Origin of the sequence: Aeribacillus sp. FSL K6-2848 (genome assembly GCF_038004325.1) — a bacterium.
In the GTDB taxonomy this organism is placed as follows: Bacteria; Bacillota; Bacilli; order Bacillales; family Aeribacillaceae; genus Aeribacillus; species Aeribacillus composti.
Window position 1 is genome coordinate 2,025,519 of record NZ_JBBOQQ010000001.1, and the last position, 23,707, is coordinate 2,049,225.

The window sequence follows — 23,707 nt, forward strand, 5'->3', positions numbered from 1 at the left end:
ATGAAGACATAATGAGCGGCCGCACCGCCTAAATTTCATAGTTTGAGGAGTAAAGTAAGAATTGTTCCTCTAAAGAAAACTTGGGAAGGTTAGTCAATGTAACAAAGGATGTAAACATTGATAACCTGACGATTCGGTTCTTTTATATGTGTTAACAAACGAATTTAAGTAAATAAATTAAACAAACTTTGCGATGTGAGCAATTGACAGATCGTCATGAACTGAAAGAAATACAAAAGGAGGACACGTCGTTTTTGATGACCGTTGTTCCTCCTGTCCATTTGCGGTCAGGACGAATTACATTTTACAGCTCTGATCGTTGCATAGTCCTCCGCCATCAGCTGCCAGTGGTTTGAGCGGCGAAGAAGAGTTTTCTTTATCCCATATTTTTTGAAAGCTTTTCAAAAATACTTCTGTTGGCTGCGCCCCAGAAATGGCATATTTGCGGTTGATGACGAAAAACGGCACACCTCTGACACCGAGACGTGAGGCTTCCTGTTCATCCTTTCTAACTTCCTCTTCCAATTGACTGCTTGAAAGCACTTGCTTGACTTCGTCGCCATCCAAGCCGATTTCTTCTGCGAGTTCAACTAAAACTTGATGGTCACTGATTAATTTCGATTCAGTGAAATAAGCATAAAAGAGCCGTTCGTGCATTTCTCTTCCTTTCCCTTTTTTATCTGCATATTTCGCTAATCGATGGGCATCGAACGTATTTGTTGGCTTCATTTCCTCGAAGCGAAATGTCAATCCGACGGACTCTGCCTGTTTGGCAACATCGTTATTTGCCCGCTTCGCTTCCTCAACGGAAATACCGTATTTTTGAGCAATGATTTCATGGATGGAAAGATCGTATTCCTTTTTGGCGGTTGGATCAAGCTCAAAGCTGCGGAACACGATTTCCGCTTGCTCCTTGTGCTGAAACAGCTCGAGCGCTTTTTCCATACGCCGTTTTCCGATATAGCAAAATGGGCAAACATAATCAGACCATATTTCAATTTTCACGTTTTCACCTTCTTTTATGAATCAATCGCACATCCATTGTATCGAATGAAAAGAAACAACTTCAACTTTTTCGACTTGACAGAAAGAAACAGGAAAACTTCATTTTTCATAAAACATTAAAATGATTGAATCTGTTTCGGACCTATGACGTTTGCGAAAAAAACGTGAGATTTATCTACAAGAAGATGTAAAATGTTGATCAACGGAATGGAATCGGAGCGTTTCATGTAAAACGGCCAGCGAAACATTAGAACTAACAGCAATTTTGTTAATATTACAGATGAAATCAACCTGAAGCCTTTTTATTAAAAAATTACGGAAAAAAATGAACTTTTTCCTTTCACGATTTGTATAAACAAATGAATGATGGGAAAGGAGATGACAATTATGCCTGTAACCGGCTGGGTAATCAGTTTAATTGTAGGCGGAATCATCGGAACGATTTTCGGTGTTTCGATCGCTTCTTTAAATAAAAAGGTCGTTCGGGATCGATGGGGAAACATTGATTTTAAAAAAACCGATCTTTATTTCTATTGGACCCGTTGGGATACGATTACGGTTATATCCGCAATTTATTCATTTTGCTGCCTCACAGGACTCTTTATCTTTCTAATAAAGGGAGATAACATTAACAGTCCTGTCATTCAATTTTTCCTTCATCAATCGTTTATGTTTACTTTAATGACGTTTCTTTGGTTTATCGGAAGAATCCTGTATGTGTTCAAAGGAATTAAAGAGCGGTGGTCAGATGAATTTAACAGATGAAAAGCTGATGGAAAAATTTCAAAACGGTGATACGGAAGCTTTGAACGAGCTTTATGAACGATATCGAGCACCGCTTTTCCGCTTTATTTACCGTTGTACACGGGACGACCAGCTTAGCATGGATGTCGTTCAAGATGCATTTTTGAAGCTGCAGCAAAAAAAGCATTACTTTTCCCCTGAAAAAGGGAGGCTGAAGACATATCTTTTTCAAATTGCTTATCATACGATGATCAGCAAAATAAAAATGAGAGCAAGGTGGCACCGTCTTCTTCCGTTTTTATATAAAGAGCCTGTCAACATATCCCGTTCCGATGAAAAAATGGAGGTCGAGAGGATGCTTCAATCGCTTTCAAACGAACAGCGGGCCGTTATCGTATTGTTTTATTATCATGATCTGTCGAAAAAGGATATTGCGCGCATCTTAAACATACCTTTGGGCACGGTGAAATCAAGGCTGCATCAAGCGGTTCAAAAAATGAGGAAAGAATGGGGGATCGAATCTGATGGAAAAGGATCGTGAAATTGATAAATTATTAAAAAAATATACAGTGGAAGTACCGGATTTTCCAATGAAAAAGTCAAAAATGGAGAAGCTTGCTAATTGGCTGTGTGAAAAGGCTTCATTTCCGATTCCTGAAGAACGAATCACATTTAAAGGGATGGTATGTATTCAGGTTATTCCAATTGTTGTTTCGCTAGCTGTTTCGGTTTGGATGATTTTGTGAACCGATGGATGGGATCATCTTTGCAGGTTGATCCCTTTTTCCATGAATTGCTCGCCGTTTAACTGACACTTGAAACAGGAGCTTCTCTGTTCTATAACGAAAGCATTGAGAGTGCAACGGACAGTCCTGACTGCTGCTCGTCGAATCTGCTCTTTTACAGTATAAAAGCTTAGCTCACACAACATTTTTCTATGCTAAACATATTTTAGAGAATGGAAACTAGCGTTCAGCACGTTAGAGAAGCCTTCATTTATTGGAATGCACCTTTCACGCGTTTGAAGAAGAGGAAGTTTGCCAATTTTCATACAAATTGATTGACAGGTTGATAGTTAAATAGTTTAATAGTTAAATAGTTGAACTTTTTAAAATAGGGGGGGGAGACAATGGATCGAAAAAAAATAGATGAATTGATCGAACGGTATATTAAGGTTTCGTTCATTGTAACGAAAAGAGCGGAAGAACTTGTGAAATGTGAAATTGATCCAGATATCACAAACGAACAACACTATCTCTTACGCTATATCCATCAAAAGGAAAGGTGCACTTCAACAGAACTAGCCAATGTTTTTCGAGTGAACAAAAGCGCGATCACAGCGATGATTAATCGGCTTGTTGAGAAAGGATTTGTTCGGCGAATTCGCGATGAAAAAGACAGGAGGGTCATTTATTTGGCTTTGACTGAAAAAGGGAGCAATTTGTTTGCAAGCACAGAAGAGAGAGTTCATAAAGTTGTAGGATCGTTCATAACAAAATTTTCGGAGGACGAGATCGAATCATTTATTCAAACCTATGAAAAATTGGCAAACGTATTGCTTGAACTGGAGGTTGAGTCATGAGGGCAATCCTGAAAGGAAAATGGTTTGTACTCATTTTATGGCTTGTCGCTGTTATTGGTTTGCTCTTTACATCGCCAAACATGGAGGAGCTTGTGCGCGAAAAAGGGCAAATTACGGTTCCGGAAGGTTATTCCTCTTCGATCGCGAATGACATTTTAAAAGAAATTCAGAGCAAAGAGCATTCAGGAGATCTAATATCAGTCGCCCTTGTGCTGCATAATGAGGACGGGCTGACAAAGGAAGATTGGAAAGAAGCGGAACAAGCTGTAAAACAGCTTGAACAACACAGCGAGAATTTACGGATTACAGAAATTGTTTCGCCTTTTCATCAAGAGGAGTTAAAGGATCAGCTTGTTTCAAAAGATAAAACCACCATCTTGACGTCAATACAAATGGAAAGAGACGGAAGAACGGCAAAAGAAATGACATCCGCTCTTTATAAAGTGATCGATCATATTTCATTGGAGCATTATTATACCGGCAGCTGGATCATCGATGAAGACGTTATTGTCAGCTCGCAGGAAGGAGTGAAAAAAACAGAAGGCATAACAGTCGTGTTTATTTTGATCGTCTTGCTGATCGTTTTCCGCTCGCTTATAGCACCATTTGTGCCGCTCTTGACAGTCGGCATTACATATTTGGCATCACAGTCAATTGTCGCCTTTTTAGTTGAAATGGTGAAATTTCCATTGTCCACTTTTACGCAAACATTTTTGGTCGCCATTTTGTTCGGGATCGGTACAGATTATTGCATTTTACTGCTAAGCCGCTTTAAAGAGGAGCTTGGCAAACAAGAAAGCCGAACTGAAGCGATTATAACAACCTATCGCACGGCAGGAAAAACTGTGTTTTTCAGCGGTTTAGCCGTTATGATCGGCTTTGCGGCAATCGGATTGTCATCATTTAAGCTTTATCAATCGGCTGCGGCAGTCGCTGTCGGAGTCGCCATCCTGCTGGTAGCACTTATGACGCTTGTTCCGTTTTTCATGGCTGTGCTTGGCCCGGTGTTGTTTTGGCCAGTTAAAGAAAATCTGGAACATAAACAGAGCAAGCTATGGGACTTTGCAGGACGTTTTTCGTTCACCAGACCGCTTGTTTCTTTAATCATCGTAGGAATCATTACCCTCCCAGTGCTGCTTTCCTATGACGGCAAGCTGTCGTTTAATTCCCTTCAAGAAATCGGGGATGATTACGACTCTGTCAAGGCTTTTAATATTATTTCGAAAAGCTTCAACCCAGGCGAAGCGATGCCGACAAAAATTGTGATCAAAAATGATGACAACATGAATAGGACGGAATACTTTGCTTTAATTGAAAAAATAAGCAGAAGCATCGAAAAAGTTGAAGGTGTCGAGACGGTCCGTTCAGTAACGAGACCGACAGGCGAACAGATCGACCAATTATTTGTGACAGAACAGGCGAAAACGCTGAAAGACGGAATTGGTCAGGGAAATGAAGGGCTTGAACAAATCAGCTCCGGTTTGAATGAAGCGAGCAAAGAGCTTTCTGCATCATCTCCGAAATTAAAACAAGCAACAGACGGTATTGAAGCGCTCGTTTCCGGAACAAATGAATTAAAAGCAGGCGTCGGTGATCTTGAAAAAGGGCTTTCGCAAGTTAAACAGGGGATCGAGAGCGGATCGATGGGGGCCGGCGACATAAAGAAAGGGATTGAGACCGTTCGAAACAATACGAAAAAGCTGCAATCCGGCGCAGAACAGCTTTTGAAAGGATATGAAACAGCCGGAAGCAGTCTACATTCATTGCTGAAACAATATCAACAGATGGAATCACATCTCGGTCAATTGTCAACACATTTATCCGGCATGAGTGAATCTTTAAACCGCATCGAACAACGACATCAGCAGCTTCAGCAGGATGCTGAGTATCAACAGGTGAAAATGGCAGCTTCCCAGCTTAGTGAACAAGCAAAACAAATGAGAAGCGGATTTCAGCAAATTAACGGAGCGCTTCAGCGAGTGACAAATGGAATAGAGCAGGCGAACCGTTCATATTCTGAATTACTTTCAGGTCAAAAAGCGCTCGTTAATGGAATGGGAGAGCTCATCAACGGGCTTGATCAGCTGCAAAAAGGGTTGAATAAAGCAGCGGTTGGACAGCAAACCATCATTTCAAAATTGCCGGAGCTGTCTAACGGCTTAAGCCAAGTCAACAATGGACAGGAGGAATTGCTGCAAGGTTTTTCTCAGCTGGATGGACAAATGAATCAGCTGATTTCAGGCCTTGACAAAAGCGTGGATGGTCTAAAACAAGTAGCCGACGGTCTCGGTTCTGCCGAGAATTACTTATCGGGTCTTTCTTCTTCAAATCAGGAAATGGCAGGCTGGTACATGCCGAAGGAAGTGCTTGAAAGCAAAGAATTTGCGGATGCGAAAGAAGCTTACATATCGAATGACGGCAAAGTGACAACCATTGATGTTGTTTTCGAGAAAAATCCATATTCAACTTCAGCGATGGATCAGCTTACTGAGGTCAAACAAGCGGTGGAGTTTGCCGTAAAAGACACGAAGCTTGAAAATGCGAAAATTGCCTATGACGGGGTTACTAGCATTTACTCCGACTTGAACGAGATTTCAGCAAACGACTACTCCCGCACAGTTGTATTGATGCTGATAGGGATTGCTCTTATATTAATTGCATTGCTGCGCTCGTTTGTCATGCCGATTTATTTAATTTTATCGCTTATTCTAACGTATTACACATCAATGGCAGTGTCAGAAGCCATTTTCGTTCGCCTTCTTGGATACGACGGTTTGAACTGGGCAGTTCCATTTTTCTCATTTGTCATTTTAATTGCGCTTGGCATAGATTACAGCATCTTCCTTATGAACCGCTTCAACGAATACAGAGATTTGCCTGTCACAGAAGCGATGCTTTCAGCTATGAGTCATATGGGAACGGTCATTATTTCCGCCGCGGTCATTTTAGGCGGAACATTTGCGGCGATGCTTCCGTCCGGTGTGCTGTCGCTGCTCGAAATTGCCACAATTGTTTTAACAGGATTATTTTTATATGCTCTTGTTGTACTGCCGCTATTTGTACCGGTGATGGTCAAAATGTTTGGTAAAGCGAACTGGTGGCCGTTTATGAAAGAGGAATAAGCGAGAAGGGAACATACGCTTTGTGCGTAGGTTCCCTTATTGTGCGCCCGGCATGGGTGTAATCTATAGGGTGAAAGTCCCGAGCTGCGAAGGCAGAAGTAGCAGTTAGCTTAACGCAAGGGTGTCCGTGGTGACGCGGAATCTGAAGGAAGCGAGCGGCAAACTTCCGGTCTGAGGAACACGAACTTCATATGAGGCTAGGTATCACTGGGTGAGTTTGCAAGACAAAACAAAGCCCTTTCTGCCGAAGGTGATACAGAGTAAATGAAGCAGATGGATGGAAGGAAAGATTACACTCTTACCCGGGGAGGTCTGGCTGGCACGCCAAGTAACCTTGGTAACCTATCTAGTGATAGATAGCTGAACAGTCAGAAGTCAGCAGAGGTCATAGTATTAGTTGGTCTAGAACAACTAAGAAGGACCGAACAATTAAGAGAGAATAGCCCTTGGCATTCAGTGAGTCATGATGAACACAGAAAACGTAGTACCTCACTTGAGGGAGGAAGCGGTGAATCCCGTGGGAGATCTCTTGGAGGGTGGAGTGACCACTGGCATAAAGAGAACAGCTATTCACGGAAGTTATAAAGACTTGCGTCAATTATCTTAATTGAACCGCCGTATACGGAACCGTACGTACGGTGGTGTGAGAGGACGGGAGTTAATCGCTCCCTCCTACTCGATTGTGCGCCCGGCATGTATATGAACTATAGGGTGTAAGTCCCGAACCCCGAAGACAGAAGTAGAGGTTAGCTCAACGAAAGGGTGTCCGTGGTGACGCGGAATCTGAAGGAAGCTGGTGGCAAAACACCGGTCCGAGGAACACGAACCTCATATAAGGCTAGGTATGATTGAGTGAGTTTGCAAAACAAAACAAAGCTCTTTCTGTCGAAGGTCATATCGAGTAAATGAGGCGGATAGATGGTGTGAAAGTGCATGTACTTACCCGGGGAGGTCTGGTGGATATGTGAAGTACGCTTCATAACCTACTTAGTGATAAGTAGCTGAACCGTCAGAAGTCAGCAGAGGTCATAGTATTAGTTGGTCTAGAACAACTAAGAAGGACCGAACAATTAAGAGAGAATAGCCCTTGGCATTCAGTGAGTCATGATGAACACAGAAAACGTAGTACCTCACTTGAGGGAGGAAGCGGTGAATCCCGTGGGAGACCTCTTGGAGGGTGGAGTGACCACTGGCATAAAGAGAACAGCTATTCACGGAAGTTATGAAAACTTGCGTCAATTATCTTAATTGAACCGCCGTATACGGAACCGTACGTACGGTGGTGTGAGAGGACGGGAGTTAATCGCTCCCTCCTACTCGATTCATTTGTGCTATGAGAGACTTCTGCTATCAATGAATTGAACGGGATTTCCGCACTTGAAAATTGTCTTCAAGTAATACCCAATTTTGTGGGAACGGATAGCCAAGTACCCAATAACTAATTCCCCGTAAACCGTAATCCTTTACCACATCAAATTTTGCCCGGGTGCTGCGCGCGTCTTCAAACCAGACCTCATGCGTACGGCCTTGTTCATCCACATACCGATAAAACGGAGATTGAGATGTTCGATCATACTGTATCACAGCACCGTGTTGAACTGCTCGACGAATCGCTTCTTGCATATCAAATGTTTCTGCTTCCTGACCTTGAACATGGGGAAGGAGCCAGTCACGAGCATATACTTGGAAGCCCATAAAGATTTTATTTCTTGGAATGACGGTTACAGCATAATCTAGCACTTGTTTGATTTGATTAAGCGGAGAGATCGCCTGAGGAGGTCCAAGCCTATAACCCCATTCGTATGTCATTAAAATAACGAAATCTGCAATCCTGCCGTGTGCGGCATAGTCGTGCGCCTCATATAATATTCCTTTTTGTTCTGCGCTCGTTTTAGGGGCGAGCGCGGTCGAAACAAAATATCCTTCTTTGTGCAATCGGTCAACGGCGCGCTGTAAAAATTGATTATATAACTCACGATCGTCAGGATATACATTTTCAAAATCAATATTTAATCCACGATAACCTTTTTCTTTCATAGTGTTTATAATGGTGGTCAATAATCGATCTTGCAGTTCCGTATTTGAAAGGATGACATGAGCCAGCCGTGACCCGGGGTCCCTGAACGTAAAATTTGTTATGCTCATCATTGGTATCACTTGTTCTGCTAAAGCAGCTTGAAGAATCGCTGTGTCGTTTATTGCATCGAGTCCGCCGTCTTCCCGGATGATATAGGCAAATGGAGAAACGTATGTTAAAAAGCTGCCAGCTTCTCGAACTTCTTTGCCTCCTTCTTCACCTGCATGGATCGTATATGCATTTACGTCAATGACTGGTTTTACAAAAGGAATCGTTAATCTTGTCCCCGGATAAAGAAGGTCGGGATTTTGAATTCGATTGGCTTTGGCAATTTCCTGTACGGATATACGGTAAATTTGAGAAATTTGCGATAAATTCTCTCCAGGCTTCACAGTATGGATGCGAGGCGGAATGTTTAAAATCATTCCCGGATTAATTTTTGAAGGATCACTAATATGGTTAGCCTGAACAATAGACCCGACGGCAACTCCATATTTTTGGGCAATTTGCCATAATGTTTCCCCTGCTCGGACGATATGTTGACGAAAAGCAATGGGAATCACAAGTGATTGGCCAATCAGTAATCGATTAGGATCGGGCAGACTGTTTGCAGCAATAATTTCTGAAAGACTGATACCGTAGCGTTCAGCTATGTTCCATAAAGTCTCTCCTCTTTGTATAATATGAATGATCATAAGTGCCTCCTTTTTTTGTTTATATATATGTTGAAAATGGTTGATCTAGAAAATGACATGAGAGAAAATAGTTTGCTGAATATAATTTTTTAAGGTCTTTACATATAACAAGTGTAGTAAATTGTCGTTAATGGATAATTGAACTAATCATCAGGCCGAATATACTTGTAAACGTTGTGCTCTTCATCAAACAAATAGATCGGTCTTCATCTCCTCCTTTACAGCGTCATTTTCTGTGTGGGTGCTAGAAAATTATTTAACGGGTTTGATTCTCATCTGAACGGCAGGTTTGCACTTTCAGACAACAGAAATTTATTGAAAAATTCTGTTGTCTTTCATCATTTTAAGAGCTTTTACGAAAGCGCCGTTTTTTTAAGTCTCTTCTTTTTTTACAAAATGAAAATTTTAGAAAATCAACTTTTTTACTTAAGAACGTTTTTACGTAAAGGAGTTCAAGCGGGTAGAAGAGAAATTATATTTCTGGGGAGGGTTCAGGATGAAATGGATTTACATTTTTTTAGCGATACTGGGTGGGATGATGATAGGAATACAGTCGCCGGTTAACGGAAGTCTAGGCAAAAAAATCGGTGCTGTTGAAGGAGCATTTGTCTCTTTTTTTGTTGGAACAATGGTTTTAGCGTTCCTTGTTTTATTTTTTGGAAAGGGCAACATTACCGATTTGTTTCAAGTTCCAAAATGGAATTTGCTTGGGGGATTTTTAGGCGCGATGTTCGTCACGTTTACCATTATTTCTGTTCCGAAGGTTGGGGTGGCCGTAACGCTCCTTGCAGGAATCATCGGTCAAATGGCCATCAGCGTCATCATTGATCATTTTGGATTATTTGGAATGCCGAAAAATCGAATAGACATAAACCGCCTGATTGGGATCGGGCTAATGCTGACAGCTCTGTTCTTTCTTTACCGCGGCAGTGAATGAGATTTGTTTTAAGGGGAAAGCAGCGCATAACATAAAGTATCACCCTTAAAGAGTCAAGAACATTCTTACATTTTCTTGACTCTTAATGTTTGATTGGTTATAATGAATTAGCCATTTAGTTCGTTTTATCATGGATCCATTATAAGTCGTACCTCATATTGAAATGCAGGCGATCTTATATGGTCTGCATTTCTCATGAGTGTACGGCTTTTTTTCTTATGAAAAACAAACAATGAATGGTAAAATCTTTTTTTGGAGGAAAAAGCATGAACACAGGTAAGGTAAAATGGTTTAACAGTGAAAAAGGGTTTGGATTTATTGAAGTCGATGGTGGAGACGATGTGTTTGTTCATTTTTCGGCGATTCAAGGCGATGGTTTTAAAACGTTAGAAGAAGGGCAAACTGTTAAATTTGAAATTGTCGAAGGCCAACGCGGACCTCAAGCGGCAAACGTACAAAAAAACTAATCCTTTCAAAGTGGCGCCTTATTTAGGTGCCGCTTTTTTTTAGAAATTTATAAACATCTCGACTTGAGGATTACTGTTCGATAAAGACCCTGCAGCATGTGTATAAACATTCTTGATTTTTAAATATATTGGGGAGGTCGAAAGAGGGGAGACCATTTTCGAATATATGTGGTTGACTGTTTTTGAACTTTTTAGAAATGCAGGGGGGAACAAATAGTACATAACGTTTTAATTCGCGTGTAGTTAACGAATGATAAGGAGCTGTCCAGAAAGTGGAGCCCATTAAAATCATAAACATCGATATGAACGTTTCTAAATATTAAAGGGGTTTGTCTATAAGCCGAAAAAATGACTTATTTGACAAATCCCTTTTAAAATTTGAAACAAACTGCATACCATTCCAGATTCGTCGTGACACCGTTTTTTAAATAGAAACAAGCTAACTTTTTGTCGTAAACGCAGCATCCGGAAGCTTTTTTATTTATTGCTGTTTTTCTTCCAACACCTGTTTTAACAAATCACCTAAACTTGTGCCAAAAGAATCGCTTTTCGGGCTGTATTTTTGAATTAAAGCCCGATCTTTGCGGTTATTGACTGCTGTTTTCTTTTCTTCCGCTTTTTCAACCACATTGCAGCGGCGGCATTGGAAGTAAACACCGGCTTTGCCGTTATGGATTTCCATTGGTTTTTTGCATTGTGGACAGCGCCGGTTGGACAGCTTCGGATCTTTTCGTTTGCTATAGCGGCATTCCATGTTCGAACATACTAATAAACGTCCTTCTTTTGTAGAACGTATTTTTAAAAAGGAGCCGCATTCCGGGCACATGGAGCCGGTTAAATTGTGTGCTTTGTAGCTTCGGTCGCTATTTTTTATTTCATTAACGAGCCGTTTCGTTTGCTTGCGAATGTTGTTTAGGAAAAATTCAGGATTTCCTTTTCCCCGTGCGATCGCTTCAAGCTCTTTTTCCCAGCGCGCTGTCAGCTCAGGTGATTTTAGTTCATCATTGACAAGTTCAATCAGTTGTTTACCTTTTTTCGTTGGGTAGAACCTTCCGTTTTTTCGCTCAACCGCTTCTGTTTCGATAAGTCTTTCAATAATATCCGCCCTAGTTGCAGGAGTGCCGAGTCCGAACTTTTCCATCTGCGTAAGAATGTCCGCCTCTGAATAGCGAAGAGGAGGTTCTTCCAATTTTTCTTCTATTTCTACTTGATGAACAGCAAAAGATTGTCCTTTAACTAAAGCAGGGATGTTTCTGTTTTCCGGCTCATCCTGCTGCTTCCCTAAAACGGCTTTAAATCCATTATTCAATACAATTGTCTCTTTTGCAGTGAGTGTTTCTCCGTTCACATCAAAAACCGCATGGACGGTTTCATATTCGTAAGCAGGATAAAACAGCGCCAAAAACCGGCGGGCAATCAAATCATACAGCTTCCTTTCATCATTGGAAAGCTGGCTCATATTTAGCGGTTCCTCCGTCGGGATAATGGCATGATGATCGGTCACTTTTTCATTATTGAACACCCGTTTTAATAAAATTTTTCCTTTGTTGGAAAGGAGAGGGCGGATTTCGTCTTTATAGCCGGAAGCCATTGCCTGAAGCCTGTCAAACATTGTCGATTCCATATCCGCAGTTAAATAACGGGAGTCTGTCCGCGGGTATGTGACAAGCTTATAATGCTCATAAAGCTTTTGCAGTATCGTTAACGTTTTCTTTGCGGAAAAGCCGAAACGCTTGTTGGCATCCCGCTGCAGCTCGGTTAGGTCGTATGGCAGCGGCTGATTTTCTTTCTTTTGCTTGCGCTCCACTTTGATGACTGTACCTTTTTTACCATTCAGGTTTGCCAATAGATGTTCAGCCGTTTCTTTGGAAAAAATTCTTTTTTCGCCGTTTCGCTCCCAGATGGTATGAATGGAACCGATTTTTGCATGAATCGTCCAATACGGCTTCGGTACAAATTTTTGAATTTCTGTTTCCCTTTTCATGATCATGGCAAGGGTTGGGGTCTGCACGCGCCCTGCCGAAAGCGGGTCATTATATTTCGTCGTCAAAGCTCTTGTCACATTTAAGCCGATGAGCCAATCTGCCTCTGCACGGCAAACAGCAGACTGATATAATGCTTCAAATTGTTTCCCAGGTTTTAAATGCTTGAAACCGTCACGAATGGCTTTATCGGTCTGAGATGAAATCCATAGGCGCAAAATCGGCTTTTTCCATTTCAGCTTTTTTAAAATCCATCTTGCAACAAGTTCGCCTTCACGTCCGGCGTCTGTTGCGATAATGCAATCTTTAATGTCCGTTCGTTTCGCCAACAGTTCTATGCCTTTATAATGCCGGCTCGTTTGTCTAATTACTTTTAACCCCATTTTTTCCGGGATAATTGGCAAATCTTCCAGCCGCCATGTTTTATATTTTGGATCGTAATGTTCCGGCATCTTCAATTCAATTAAATGACCGAGCGCCCACGTTACGATATACTTGCTTCCTTCAAAGTGAAATTTATGCTCTTTTTTGCAGCCAAGCACACGGGCTATCTCACGTGCAACGCTCGGCTTTTCAGCTAAAACGAGAGATTTCATATAATGCTCCTTTCTTTCAATCAACAACGTTTTAAGTATAACGGAAAGGAGGGAGGTTTGCATTAGTTGAATGAAAAAGCATAATATGTTTCAGTTTTATATCTCTAAAGGCAATGAATTCTTGTAAAGGTTGCACTATGGGATGATTGACTGTTCACATACAGAGGATGCATGTTCAAATTTAGTTCTTTCGTATTACCTCAAGAAATCAATCACACTCCATTTAGGAACATGTTCGTTTCTTAAAATCAGCAGAGACAAGGAGAAAGCTGGCAATTTTGAAAATTAACAAAAGTAAAAAACGAAATATTTTAAAATCTGTTACAATATAGGTAAAAAGGGGGGGATTTGTGGAAGCTTGGCAATTTGATAAAAAAAGGTATATATGGTTGTCCTTATTAGTGCTGGTGCTTTGTTCCAATTTTCTAATATATAGGTCGCCTTTGTCGATTATGGTATTGCCTGAGGAAATGGGATGGGTCATCCTAGGCACTTTAATGGATTTGGCAATCGTTGTTCCGCTTTTAATGGCAGTAATATATAAAAAGAATTTTTCAGTTGCTGCTAAAGACGGTGCAGTCAGGAAAAATTAAACCGGAACAGTTAGTCACTCATCGTTTTTCGCTGGACCAGATTTTGCAGGCATACGAAGTATTTCGCAATGCGGCTAAAGAAAAAGCGATGAAAGTCATTTTATCCAATGATTAACCTTTAAAAATCTTGATGTAAGTGAAGCATTGTTCTTAAAAAGTAAACCATTTTATTGTAACCCCGTCCTAAACTTAGAACGGGGTTATGTGTGTTGGATGGATGCTTAAACCTATCTGTTCATTTTTCATATAAACTGTAAAATTTAAGAAAGCAAAAACGTGCCAGCTGCTGTATGTTTACAAGACTTGAAAATAAATTAGGCGTATTTTATTCGAAAGCTAAGTCAACGATTCGGTGGGGGAGAGAAGCTATTTCACGGAGTTCGTTCATTTTGGAAAGGCTTTTTTCAACTTCTGCTTCTTTTTTTATAGCATTGCCGTCATTTTAAGTTATGAGTGTTTGTGATCTGCGCGCTTTGCGAATCCTCATGGAACATAGAATAAATCATAATAGTCTAGAGTCTGATATTGATTTCAAGATTATTATCTGTTTTGGAGGCTCGTTTTTACTATTGGTTTTAAACACTCAAGACTTTTCAGTCCCGAATGCTTTCACTTGATTAATGAAAAGATTAGGTTAATAATTGAGGTGCAAAACTTGCATTTCATTATTTTCTGTTTATTCTGTCATTCATAAGCTTTTTGATTCAATTGAAGGGGGAATGTTATGAAAATCGCTGTTGCTGGAGCTGGCGCGGTCGGCGGCTATTTTGGAGCTTTGTTAAAGAAAGCCGGACATGATGTTGTTTTTCTTGCAAGGGGCAAGCATTTAGAGGCAATGAAAAAATCAGGTTTAGTGGTTAAAACGAATGATCAACTCCTCACAATAGACGGTGTTTTTACAGATAAAATAGAGGATTTTGCTGATTGTGAGCTGATACTGTTTTGTGTGAAATCAACAGACACGGAAAGTACAGCAGAACAGATTGCCTCTTTGCAGAATGATCGCGCAGTTGTTTTGACGCTGCAAAATGGAGTCGACAATGAAGAAAAGCTCGCTCAAATTTTAGGTGGAAAAAGGCTCTTGTCAGCTGCAACCTATCTGTCGTCACATGTGGAAGAGCCTGGGGTCATAAAGCATAGCGGAAGAGCAAAACTAGTAATCGGTGCTCTGGATGAATCTCTCATTTCGTTCCGCGATAAAGTGGCAGATCTTTTTCGTCAAGCTGAAATTTTTGTAAAAACAACAGATGATATCATGCTGGATAAGTGGAAAAAGCTGTTGTGGAATGCAACCTTCAATCCGCTTGCTGCTTTATCCAAAGCGACTGTCGGTGAAATTATGGAGCATAAAGAATTGAGGAAAACAGCTGAAAATGCTTGCCGAGAAGTGATGCGAGTAGCCAATAAAATCGGGATTCCATTAGATGAAGAAATGTTTCATCGCACTTTTGCCAATTCAGGAGCAGCTCTGAAGCATAAGCCGTCCATGCTGCAAGATCGATTGAAAGGAAAAAGGATGGAAATCGAATCATTGTGCGGGTTTATCGTGAAAAAGGGGCGGCAGATTGGTGTTGAAACGCCTGTTCTTCAAACGTTGTACAGCAATTTGCTTTTTCTTGAAACACATCGATGATCCGATGGACAATTCCTATACACATGTAGGATTCAATTCCATTCATACATAAATATCGATCGATTGATAAAAACAGAAAAATAAGACATAAAAGAAAGGACGATTTAGCATGAAGACCATTCCAGATACAGAAATTTATGTAAGATATTGCGAAACGGATGCGTCAGGCCATGTTAACAATACAAGCTATTATTTGTATATGGAGGAAGCTCGGACTAAATTTTTAAAACACATATCAAAACAAGTAGGGAACCAAGACTGGAAATTTATTTTAGCATCCACAAAATGTGATTACCTTGCCCAAGCGTATGCCCATGATACATTAACGGTAACTTCAAAAATTACGCGGATTGGAACGAAAAGCTTTTCGATGGAGCATGAAATAAAAAATGCAGAAACGGGGAAATTGATCGCAAAAGGGGAAGGAGTTATCGTTCATTACAATTTTAAGTTGCAGCGTTCTGAGCCTTTAACTCCTGAAATGCGTTCGATCCTTGAACAATACTTAGTAGCTGTTTAATGAGCAAGGCAATTTTGTAAGCCTTATCAGTTGAATTAATATCATTCTGATGAAATAACTAAAGAAAAAGGATTTTCCGAATGTATCCACCGGAAAATCCTTAAAATTTGTTATTCAAACGCATCACGCACAACTTTTTTGACCGGGTCGACTGCATACCAGCCCCATGTAGAAGTATGTCCCTCTTTTGTCTCCGGATCACTGATCACGATTTCATAAACGTGAATAATATATTCGCCTTTTTCATTATCATGATCATATTCAACGTAAACGTTAGAAGTATTTTCAATTTTTAAATACTCCCGAACTAGCTGTTCAGCTTCTGTATGGCTTATAGGACGGCTTTTCTTTGATTCCTCAGCCTTTTTTTGCTCTTCCTTTCTCTTTTTTGCTTCTTCTTCAGCTTTTTGCCGCTCTTCTTGAAGTTTTTTCTCCTGCTCCTGCAAGTATTGATTTTTCGCCGCAGCCGCTTGATTCATTAATTGTTCTGCATTTTTGGTAACGCTGACGATCTTCTCGTTATTTGATGTTGTTTCCGCAATTTTCTTAAATATGGCGAATGCTTCGTCAAACTTGTTTTCTTCCAACAATGCTTTCCCTGACTCAAGTTCAGATTCCATTTCTTTTAAAGCGGCGCTCGTTTTTTCCGCCTCTTCGATTATTTTTTCAGCTTTCGGTTTGAGAATATCAAGAACCTTGGAGGTTTCATTTGAATTTTTGATTTTTTCTGCCAATGATATGGCGGTTTCAAATTCTCCTTTTTCAAGGGCAGCAACGCTGTCTTTAATTTGTTTTGACAAATCCAGCGCCAATTGAACTTCTTCAGTGTTTTTTTCATGAAGAGCTTTGTTAAAAAACGAGATGGCGTCGCTGTATTGTTCTTTTTTTAGCGCTTCAATACCAGATTCCATGTTGGATTTATATTCTTTTGATGTACATCCGAACAGAAACATCATGGCAAAAATCAAAATGTAGAAAAATAAGTTCCGCTGTTTCAAGTTTTTACCGCCTTTTCTAATATTATTGATTTCATGTAAATTATATCCCTCAAAATACGGCTCTTACAAGAAAAAATTTTATTCAAAACGTTACTAAGAAGTGTAATAGGCAAAGCGTTTAAAAGGAATGATATAAAAAGATTGAAATTCAGAAAGGAGAGATGAACGTGTCAAATGACTTTTATTCAGCAGTCAAACATCGACGCACTTATTACGGAATCAGTAAAGAATCAACTGTTTCTGATGAGCGTATTCAAGAAGTGATCAGCCACGCAGTTCTATATACACCATCCGCTTTTAATTCCCAAAGCGCCCGAGTCGTTCTTTTGCTTGGCGAGCATCATAACAAATTGTGGGATATAACGAAAGAAACGTTGCAAAAAATTGTTCCAGCGGATCAATTTGCTTCAACAGATGAAAAAATAAATTCATTCCGAAATGGATACGGTACTGTATTGTTCTTTGAAGATGACCGCGTTGTTCAAGGGTTGCAGGAACAATTCCCATTATATGCGGACAATTTCCCGATTTGGTCACAACAGTCTTCTGGAATGCTGCAATTTGTGATTTGGACTTCGTTGGAAATTGAAGGATTGGGCGCCTCGCTGCAGCACTATAATCCGCTCATCGATGATGAAGTGAAGAAAGAATGGAATATACCAAATGAATGGAAACTAATTGCTCAAATGCCGTTCGGAAAAACGACAGCTGAGCCCGGTGATAAAGAAATAAAACCAATAGAAGAGCGATTGAAAATATTTAAATAAGATGCTTTTGTTTTCAAATTGTTGTCACCCCTTTTCAAAAAGTAAAGCTGAAAAGGGGTTTTGCATTTGAAACAATTCAAACCGAAAGAGAAAAAACGGCTGTTCTTTTTTATATTGGAAGGAGTGATATTTTTTTTGACACTTATGATGTAAAAATTTTTTCAAACGTTTCCTACTTATTATCAAAAAAGAAAATAAAGGTGAGCGAAACAATTGCTTTTTTCTTCATCTTCCTTCACTATGGTAATGTACGCTAATATAAATATAAAGACAACAATTGCTTCATTTATGGAAAACGCTCTTCAAGTTTCATCCCCATCAAGTATATATTCTTCCTATTTACAAAGAAAAAATATTACAATAACATGTATTAAGCAGTCTATTTGTATCGCTAAATAATATAGAAAAATTGTTAGAAAGAAGGATTTATATGGGAGAAGAACGAGACCTAGCACAGGAAACCTTTAATAAAGTGCCGCTCATGATTGTGTTAATGTCCGGTGCTTTTGTTGCCATTTTAAACCAAACGTTGCTTGGAACTGCTTTGCCGCATTTAATGATGGATTTCAAAGTTGATGCCAATACAGTTCAATGGCTGCAATCGATTTTTATGCTTGTTAATGGGATTATGATACCGATCACCGCGTTTTTGATTGGTCGTTTTACGACAAGAGGACTGTTTCTTACAGCCATCGGAATTTTTGCTGTTGGAACTGCAATTTGTGCAATTGCTCCTAATTTTTCTGTTTTAATGGCAGGGAGAGTGGCGCAGGCTGCTGGTGCCGGAATTATCATGCCGCTGATGCAGACAATCTTGTTTTTAATTTTTCCCGTTGAAAAAAGAGGAACGGCAATGGGGATGTTTGGACTCGTTATTGCATTTGCGCCAGCAATTGGTCCGACTTTATCTGGTTACCTTGTAGAGCATTTTGCATGGAGAAGCTTGTTTTATGTGCTCTTACCTATTGTAGTCATTGATCTTATCTTAGCTTTTTTCATCCTAAAAAACGTTACGCGGCAAACTTACCCAAAAATCGATATTTTATCCATCATCCTTTCAACGTTAGGCTTCGGCGGTTTATTGTATGGATTCAGCGCAGCTGGAAGCAGCGGCTGGGGGAGCGGTCAAGTTATTTTATCGCTCTTCATCGGTTTGACCACTCTTACTTGGTTTATAATTAGACAGCTGCAATTGGATGAGCCGATCCTGGAATTCAAAGTATTTAAAAGCAAGACATTTTCGATCACAACTGTTTTAGGCATGATTGTGTTTATGTCTATGATTGGCGGAGCAGTTATTTTGCCGATGTTTATGCAAAATATGCTGGGATTTTCAGCATTTGAGTCCGGACTGGTGCTCTTGCCAGGCGCACTTGTCCAAGGGGTGGCCAACCCGATAACAGGCAGATTATTTGATAAATTCGGTGCCAAATGGCTGGCGATTATTGGATTTTTTACCTTAACGATCACGACGTTTATGCTGTCGCACCTCACCTTACATACAACGTTTACCTATTTAGCGGCAGTAAATGCTTTCAGGATGGTCGGTGTTGCGATGGTCATGATGCCGGTGACAACCGCCGGTTTAAATCAACTGCCTACATATTTAATTTCACACGGAACTGCGATGAACAACACAATGCGGCAAGTAGCTGGTGCAGTTGGAACAGCCTTGCTTGTGACAGTCATGACAAATACAGCCTTGCCTGAAAAAGGTATGGAAGGAATGATACATGGAGTAAATATATCTTTTGTAGTGGCAGGGATATTCTCTGCGATCGCTCTCGTCTTATCGTTTTTTATGAAAAATTCGCAAGAAGTAAAAGACGGAAGTCTAGAGGAAAAAGAAAACAAGCAAATTATGAGCGAAAGCTAAATTTTTTTCTTCGCAATAGCTAAAAAATAAAGCAGAAGCAGGGTAAGCCCTGCTGCTTTATCGTTTTATGTCTGCTGATTGTTCATTTGATTGCCAGCCGGTTGATAATGATTGATGATCGCTTGAGCAGTATTTTGCTGAAAGACCGGCACTTGATAATAACCTTTTTGGTTCATATATTGCCAAACTTCATAAGCTTGCTCTGCGCAATTTTTCGCCCCTTGGAGCACGACATTTCTTAATTCCGGATCTGAGCATTCCAATGCAGCATGCATCCTTAATGCTGCTGACGCTTTTAAACATCCTAACATTCCTGACGCAACATCATGGTCGTTCATCTCGTTTATTGAGCTGTTGGGAGCTTCCGGTGTTCCGCCTGAGGTGCCAAAGGAAGGGCTTGCATTTTTCAATGGGCGGTAAGTGCTGAAATTTTGCTGACTGCTCTTGTTTCTTACTATTTGAACGATTGAATTGTATTCATTTGTCATAAAAATGATTTGATTTTGCAAAATGTTTTGCAGCTCTGGATCTTTGCAATGGGGCTGATAAAGTTGAAATTGGTTAATTCCATCAATTGTGTTTGTTAAAACTTCATGTACTTCCATTAATTCATGAGCACCTAATTGATTCATACCTTCAATCCCTCCTAAGTAATTTTTTAACAGTTAGTATTATGTTTGAAATTTTTCATTTTATACAAAAAACCCCTCAGTCTGCGATACTGAGGGAAAACTTTTAAGAAATTATTTTTACACGCTCTTTTCCAGAAAAGCTTTTACATACTAGCATCTGACTAAATCTATTAGAATAATTTGTACGTGCTTGTATCGTTCCTTGTTCATCCATTGTGAGGATCCATCCTGCAGGCAATTCTCCTTCAAAATATTCAATGAAAGATTGAAGCTTTTCAGTCGATTCAGGGATTGTTACATACCCTTCCGTTAGTTGATACCATAAATCTCTGACAGAACGAAGGGCTTCTTTTAGTTTATATTCTTTTTCCAGTTGTTTGACACTTCGATAGATCATTTGATATTCACTCCCTAATAAAAACTTATAACATTGAAGAGTGAATCACTATGAAAAAATTTTTCCAGTTGAAGGTAAAAAAGCCAGACAATTTGCATCTATAGCCTATTGTACGTGTATCTATCTATTTGCCATCTTCTTGTCATTTGTTGTATGCCCAGCCGATGCTTCGAATCCAGCTATTTTTGCATAGATGTCACTGTCCATTTTGTGCTGAAGCTTTCTTTTTAATTTTCTAAACCTCTTCAATCTTTTGGGCTGCCATCAACCGAGCGGAAAGTGACTTTCTGGCAAATCAAGCTCTTTGACCGATAATGCAGTGATTTTCTTGTAAACAGGAAATCTTTACAGCGATCAGGACGATTTTGATAAAATAGGTAAGAGAAAAATAAGAAGTTTCTTTATTATTTTAAAAAAAGAAAGGAATTGGGATGAGGATATGAAATGTTTTTCAATTGATTTAGATGGCACACTATTAAATTCGCAGCATGAAATTTCACATGAAAATTTATCAGTTTTACATGAATTGAAAAAGCAAGGACATGAAGTCATTTTAAATACGGGACGTGCATTTCCGGACGTCATCAAGATTAAAGCGGTTGAAGAGCTCCAAGTGCCGATTTTTTGTGTTAATGGGGCTGTATTATATTCCGATAAAAGAGAGCTGATGTATGAAGCAACAATAGATGAAAAAACGTTTAAAGAAATTTTTGCAGCAGTAAATGCTCTGGATGTCGGAATTCTCGTTTACACCAATCAGGGTGGCTTTCCATCCACTTTACCGCCTTTGCATAAGCTGAGCTGGAAAGAGATCGAAGAGATGTTTCGCCAATTTGATTATGACTCTATTTTCAAGCTGGAAAATGTAAAAATCTATAAGCTGATTGGATTAGTGAATCATGATGAAACGGAAAAAATCGATCGAGTGAAGGAAGCTTTAAGCGAAAGAAGCGACCTCTCCATTGCCTCATCATTTCCGAATAATATTGAAATTACCTCCAGCGAAGCACATAAAGGAAAAGCGATTTTACGCTATCAAAAAATGAAGCAGCTGACATTTGAAGAAATTTATGCGTTTGGCGACGGAGGCAACGACATTTCCCAATTCGAGATCGCGACCACATCGGTTGCAATGGGAAATGCTCCAAAGGAAGTGAAAGAAAAAGCCGATTTTGTCACGAAAACGAACGATGAGAACGGCTTTGCCTATGCGGTAAAAGAACTGTTGAAGGCTGTATCAGTTTAAGCAATGCTTCATGCTGCCCGAAAGAATTCATGTAAAGCAGGAAGCCGCTTATTTTACTTATTTATATAAAATATAGAAAACGATTTTTTTCCATTTTTGGCTTAAGTCAATATATTGTTTGAGCGGGGATAAAGACTCGCAAAAAAGGATTCTAAATTTAGTGAAAGCTTATCAAGATATGTCAGATATTTATTCCTTGTTTTAGCAAATGTAGTGGAATCTGCCTTCTATTTTGACTTGTATTAGAGAAAAGTCCGCATTGGAAAACTAGCTTAATAGTTTTCCTTGCTGGAAGGCAAATTTTTTTGAAAAATATTATCGAAATTTGCAAAAAAATAATGAACGTTTTGGACATATTGCTAAATAATTTGTTACTATATGTTATCATAGAACTGTTAACAAATGATGGGGGAGTGATACATGTGGCGATGCCAAAATATATAACAAACATCGACAAAATTGAACAAATCCCAAAAGAGGAACGGGAAAAGCTGAAGCCGATCACAGAAAAATATGTGTTTCGGGTCAATGATTATTATTTAAGCCTGATCGACTGGAATGATCCGAACGACCCTATCAGAAAATTAGTTATTCCAAATGAAGGAGAAATGCGAGAGTATGGGAGGTGGGACGCATCAGATGAAGATACAAACTATGTCGTTCCTGGCTGCCAGCATAAGTACAAAACAACAGCATTGCTGCTAGTTTCTGAGGTTTGCGGAGCATATTGCCGCTATTGCTTTCGAAAAAGATTATTTAGAAGTGATGTAAAAGAAGCGATGGCAGACGTACAGCCTGGTATTGACTATATTCGCAAAACTCCTGAAATCAACAATGTTCTTCTAACTGGAGGGGATCCTTTAATCCTTGCTACGAAAAAATTGCGCATGATCATTGAAAGCTTACGAGAAATCGAGCATGTAAAAATTATCCGCATCGGCTCCAAAATGCCTGTCTTTAACCCTATGAGAATTTATGAAGATGAATCTTTACTCCAACTCATTAGAGAGTTTTCATCTCCTGAAAAACGAATCTACATTATGGCTCACGTCAACCATCCGAGAGAAATTACGAAAGAAGCAAAAAAAGCTTTTGAAGCGCTCCATGATGCCGGAGCAATAGTGGTCAACCAAACTCCAGTATTAAAAGGAATTAATGACGATCCTGTTGTTTTAGGCGAATTATTAGATAAGTTATCATGGGCGGGAGTAACACCTTATTATTTCTTTGTGAATCGACCTGTTGCTGGCAACAGTGACTTTGTATTAACATTGAAAGAAGTTTACGATATCGTTGAACAAGCAAAAGCAAGAACGTCAGGTCTAGGCAAGCGCGTCCGCCTGTCAATGAGCCATACCTCTGGGAAAATCGAGATTTTAGCTATCGAAAACGGAAAAGCGTATTTGAAATATCACCAATCTAGAGATGGCAATTATGGACAATTTATGGTGCTTGATTGCCCTGATGATGCAACATGGTTTGATGATCTGCCTGGCAACGAAAAGTATTGGAAAAAACCAAAAAAGAAAACAGACCAAGTTGTTTCAGTCAATGAATTGCCAGATCATCCTAAAAAAATAGCACAATAAAAAGTGATGGACAGGGGCTGTCTAATAAGTCGATTTTCCGGCTTATAGACGCCCCTTAATGTTTTAGAGACGTTGATATATCGACGTTTATGATTTTTTGTTTTCGATAGGGATTTGACTTTCTGGATAACCACTTTTAAAAAAATACATTATAAGAAAGGCAATTTATGACGTGAAAAAAATAACGAAAAGAAGGTACAGGTTGTTCTTGTGAATGAAGTGGAGCTGATGAGAATTTTGTTCAATAAT

General features: G+C 39.7%; 20 protein-coding genes and 1 pseudogene. 15 read left to right on the forward strand and 6 right to left on the reverse strand.

The annotated features are described in order from the left end of the window. Positions 1-297: 297 nt before the first annotated feature. Entirely contained in the window at positions 298-1,005 is a 708-nt protein-coding gene (locus tag NSS70_RS09835) for a DsbA family oxidoreductase (protein WP_340881395.1), read from the reverse strand. A gap of 387 nt (positions 1,006-1,392) precedes the next feature. Here NSS70_RS09835 and NSS70_RS09840 point away from each other — a divergent pair, with 387 nt between their 5' ends. From NSS70_RS09840 to NSS70_RS09860, 5 genes are all read left to right on the forward strand, one after another. Further along, on the forward strand, positions 1,393-1,770 hold the full coding sequence (locus tag NSS70_RS09840) for a hypothetical protein (RefSeq protein ID WP_339211463.1): 378 nt from the start codon (positions 1,393-1,395) through the stop codon (positions 1,768-1,770). Further along, the gene (locus NSS70_RS09845; protein ID WP_340881396.1) at positions 1,754-2,290 is read left to right on the forward strand and encodes an RNA polymerase sigma factor; all 537 of its coding nucleotides are present in this window, start codon (positions 1,754-1,756) and stop codon (positions 2,288-2,290) included. Before NSS70_RS09840 ends, NSS70_RS09845 begins: the two co-directional genes overlap by 17 nt. Then, positions 2,274-2,495 (forward strand): hypothetical protein, encoded by a 222-nt coding sequence (locus NSS70_RS09850; protein WP_094245728.1) that lies wholly within the window; start codon positions 2,274-2,276, stop codon positions 2,493-2,495. The genes NSS70_RS09845 and NSS70_RS09850 overlap by 17 nt, the downstream gene beginning before the upstream one ends. Positions 2,496-2,878: 383 nt before the next feature. Further along, a complete protein-coding gene (locus NSS70_RS09855; protein ID WP_327863395.1) occupies positions 2,879-3,331 on the forward strand; it encodes a MarR family winged helix-turn-helix transcriptional regulator in 453 nt (150 codons plus the stop codon). Further along, positions 3,328-6,453, forward strand: coding sequence for an MMPL family transporter (locus NSS70_RS09860; RefSeq protein WP_339211468.1), 3,126 nt, complete (start codon positions 3,328-3,330; stop codon positions 6,451-6,453). The genes NSS70_RS09855 and NSS70_RS09860 overlap by 4 nt, the downstream gene beginning before the upstream one ends. Positions 6,454-7,803: 1,350 nt before the next feature. On the opposite strand, the gene NSS70_RS09865 is transcribed toward NSS70_RS09860, so the two are convergent. Continuing rightward, complete coding sequence (locus tag NSS70_RS09865; protein WP_340881398.1) at positions 7,804-9,225, reverse strand: LysM peptidoglycan-binding domain-containing protein; 1,422 nt, start codon at positions 9,223-9,225, stop codon at positions 7,804-7,806. A gap of 496 nt (positions 9,226-9,721) precedes the next feature. On the opposite strand from NSS70_RS09865, the gene NSS70_RS09870 reads away from it, so the two are divergent. Together NSS70_RS09870 and cspD are read left to right on the forward strand one after the other, a co-directional pair. Then, entirely contained in the window at positions 9,722-10,162 is a 441-nt protein-coding gene (locus NSS70_RS09870; RefSeq protein WP_340881400.1) for a DMT family transporter, read from the forward strand. A 266-nt stretch (positions 10,163-10,428) separates the two neighbouring features. Beyond that, positions 10,429-10,629, forward strand: coding sequence for a cold-shock protein CspD (gene cspD, locus NSS70_RS09875; RefSeq protein ID WP_063389535.1), 201 nt, complete (start codon positions 10,429-10,431; stop codon positions 10,627-10,629). 481 nt (positions 10,630-11,110) lie between these two features. Here the strand turns inward: cspD and NSS70_RS09880 are convergent, their stop codons facing one another. After that, positions 11,111-13,207, reverse strand: coding sequence for a DNA topoisomerase III (locus tag NSS70_RS09880; RefSeq protein WP_340881402.1), 2,097 nt, complete (start codon positions 13,205-13,207; stop codon positions 11,111-11,113). Between the two features lie 350 nt (positions 13,208-13,557). On the opposite strand from NSS70_RS09880, the gene NSS70_RS09885 reads away from it, so the two are divergent. From NSS70_RS09885 to NSS70_RS09900, 4 genes and pseudogenes are all read left to right on the forward strand, one after another. After that, complete coding sequence (locus tag NSS70_RS09885; RefSeq protein ID WP_339195561.1) at positions 13,558-13,800, forward strand: hypothetical protein; 243 nt, start codon at positions 13,558-13,560, stop codon at positions 13,798-13,800. Further along, positions 13,766-13,915, forward strand: a pseudogene (locus NSS70_RS09890) (alcohol dehydrogenase); the annotation flags it as partial. The gene NSS70_RS09885 and the pseudogene NSS70_RS09890, both read left to right, overlap by 35 nt. A gap of 609 nt (positions 13,916-14,524) precedes the next feature. Next, the gene (locus NSS70_RS09895) at positions 14,525-15,433 is read left to right on the forward strand and encodes a ketopantoate reductase family protein (RefSeq protein ID WP_063389532.1); all 909 of its coding nucleotides are present in this window, start codon (positions 14,525-14,527) and stop codon (positions 15,431-15,433) included. A gap of 109 nt (positions 15,434-15,542) precedes the next feature. Continuing rightward, entirely contained in the window at positions 15,543-15,953 is a 411-nt protein-coding gene (locus NSS70_RS09900) for an acyl-CoA thioesterase (protein ID WP_339199868.1), read from the forward strand. A 110-nt stretch (positions 15,954-16,063) separates the two neighbouring features. Here the strand turns inward: NSS70_RS09900 and NSS70_RS09905 are convergent, their stop codons facing one another. Continuing rightward, positions 16,064-16,951, reverse strand: coding sequence for a hypothetical protein (locus NSS70_RS09905; protein ID WP_066246698.1), 888 nt, complete (start codon positions 16,949-16,951; stop codon positions 16,064-16,066). Positions 16,952-17,118: 167 nt separating this feature from the next. Between NSS70_RS09905 and NSS70_RS09910 the strand changes: the two genes are divergently transcribed. Both NSS70_RS09910 and NSS70_RS09915 read left to right on the forward strand, forming a co-directional pair. Continuing rightward, a complete protein-coding gene (locus tag NSS70_RS09910) occupies positions 17,119-17,718 on the forward strand; it encodes a nitroreductase family protein (protein ID WP_339199871.1) in 600 nt (199 codons plus the stop codon). 430 nt (positions 17,719-18,148) lie between these two features. Next, the gene (locus NSS70_RS09915) at positions 18,149-19,594 is read left to right on the forward strand and encodes a DHA2 family efflux MFS transporter permease subunit (RefSeq protein ID WP_339199873.1); all 1,446 of its coding nucleotides are present in this window, start codon (positions 18,149-18,151) and stop codon (positions 19,592-19,594) included. 65 nt (positions 19,595-19,659) lie between these two features. On the opposite strand, the gene NSS70_RS09920 is transcribed toward NSS70_RS09915, so the two are convergent. Together NSS70_RS09920 and NSS70_RS09925 are read right to left on the reverse strand one after the other, a co-directional pair. Next, a complete protein-coding gene (locus NSS70_RS09920; protein WP_063389527.1) occupies positions 19,660-20,226 on the reverse strand; it encodes a spore coat protein in 567 nt (188 codons plus the stop codon). 103 nt (positions 20,227-20,329) lie between these two features. Beyond that, positions 20,330-20,623 (reverse strand): hypothetical protein, encoded by a 294-nt coding sequence (locus tag NSS70_RS09925; RefSeq protein WP_066246704.1) that lies wholly within the window; start codon positions 20,621-20,623, stop codon positions 20,330-20,332. 439 nt (positions 20,624-21,062) lie between these two features. Here NSS70_RS09925 and NSS70_RS09930 point away from each other — a divergent pair, with 439 nt between their 5' ends. Then, entirely contained in the window at positions 21,063-21,869 is an 807-nt protein-coding gene (locus NSS70_RS09930) for a Cof-type HAD-IIB family hydrolase (protein WP_066246706.1), read from the forward strand. A gap of 422 nt (positions 21,870-22,291) precedes the next feature. Continuing rightward, on the forward strand, positions 22,292-23,458 hold the full coding sequence (locus NSS70_RS09935; protein ID WP_144597999.1) for a KamA family radical SAM protein: 1,167 nt from the start codon (positions 22,292-22,294) through the stop codon (positions 23,456-23,458). The last annotated feature ends 249 nt before the right edge of the window (positions 23,459-23,707 follow it).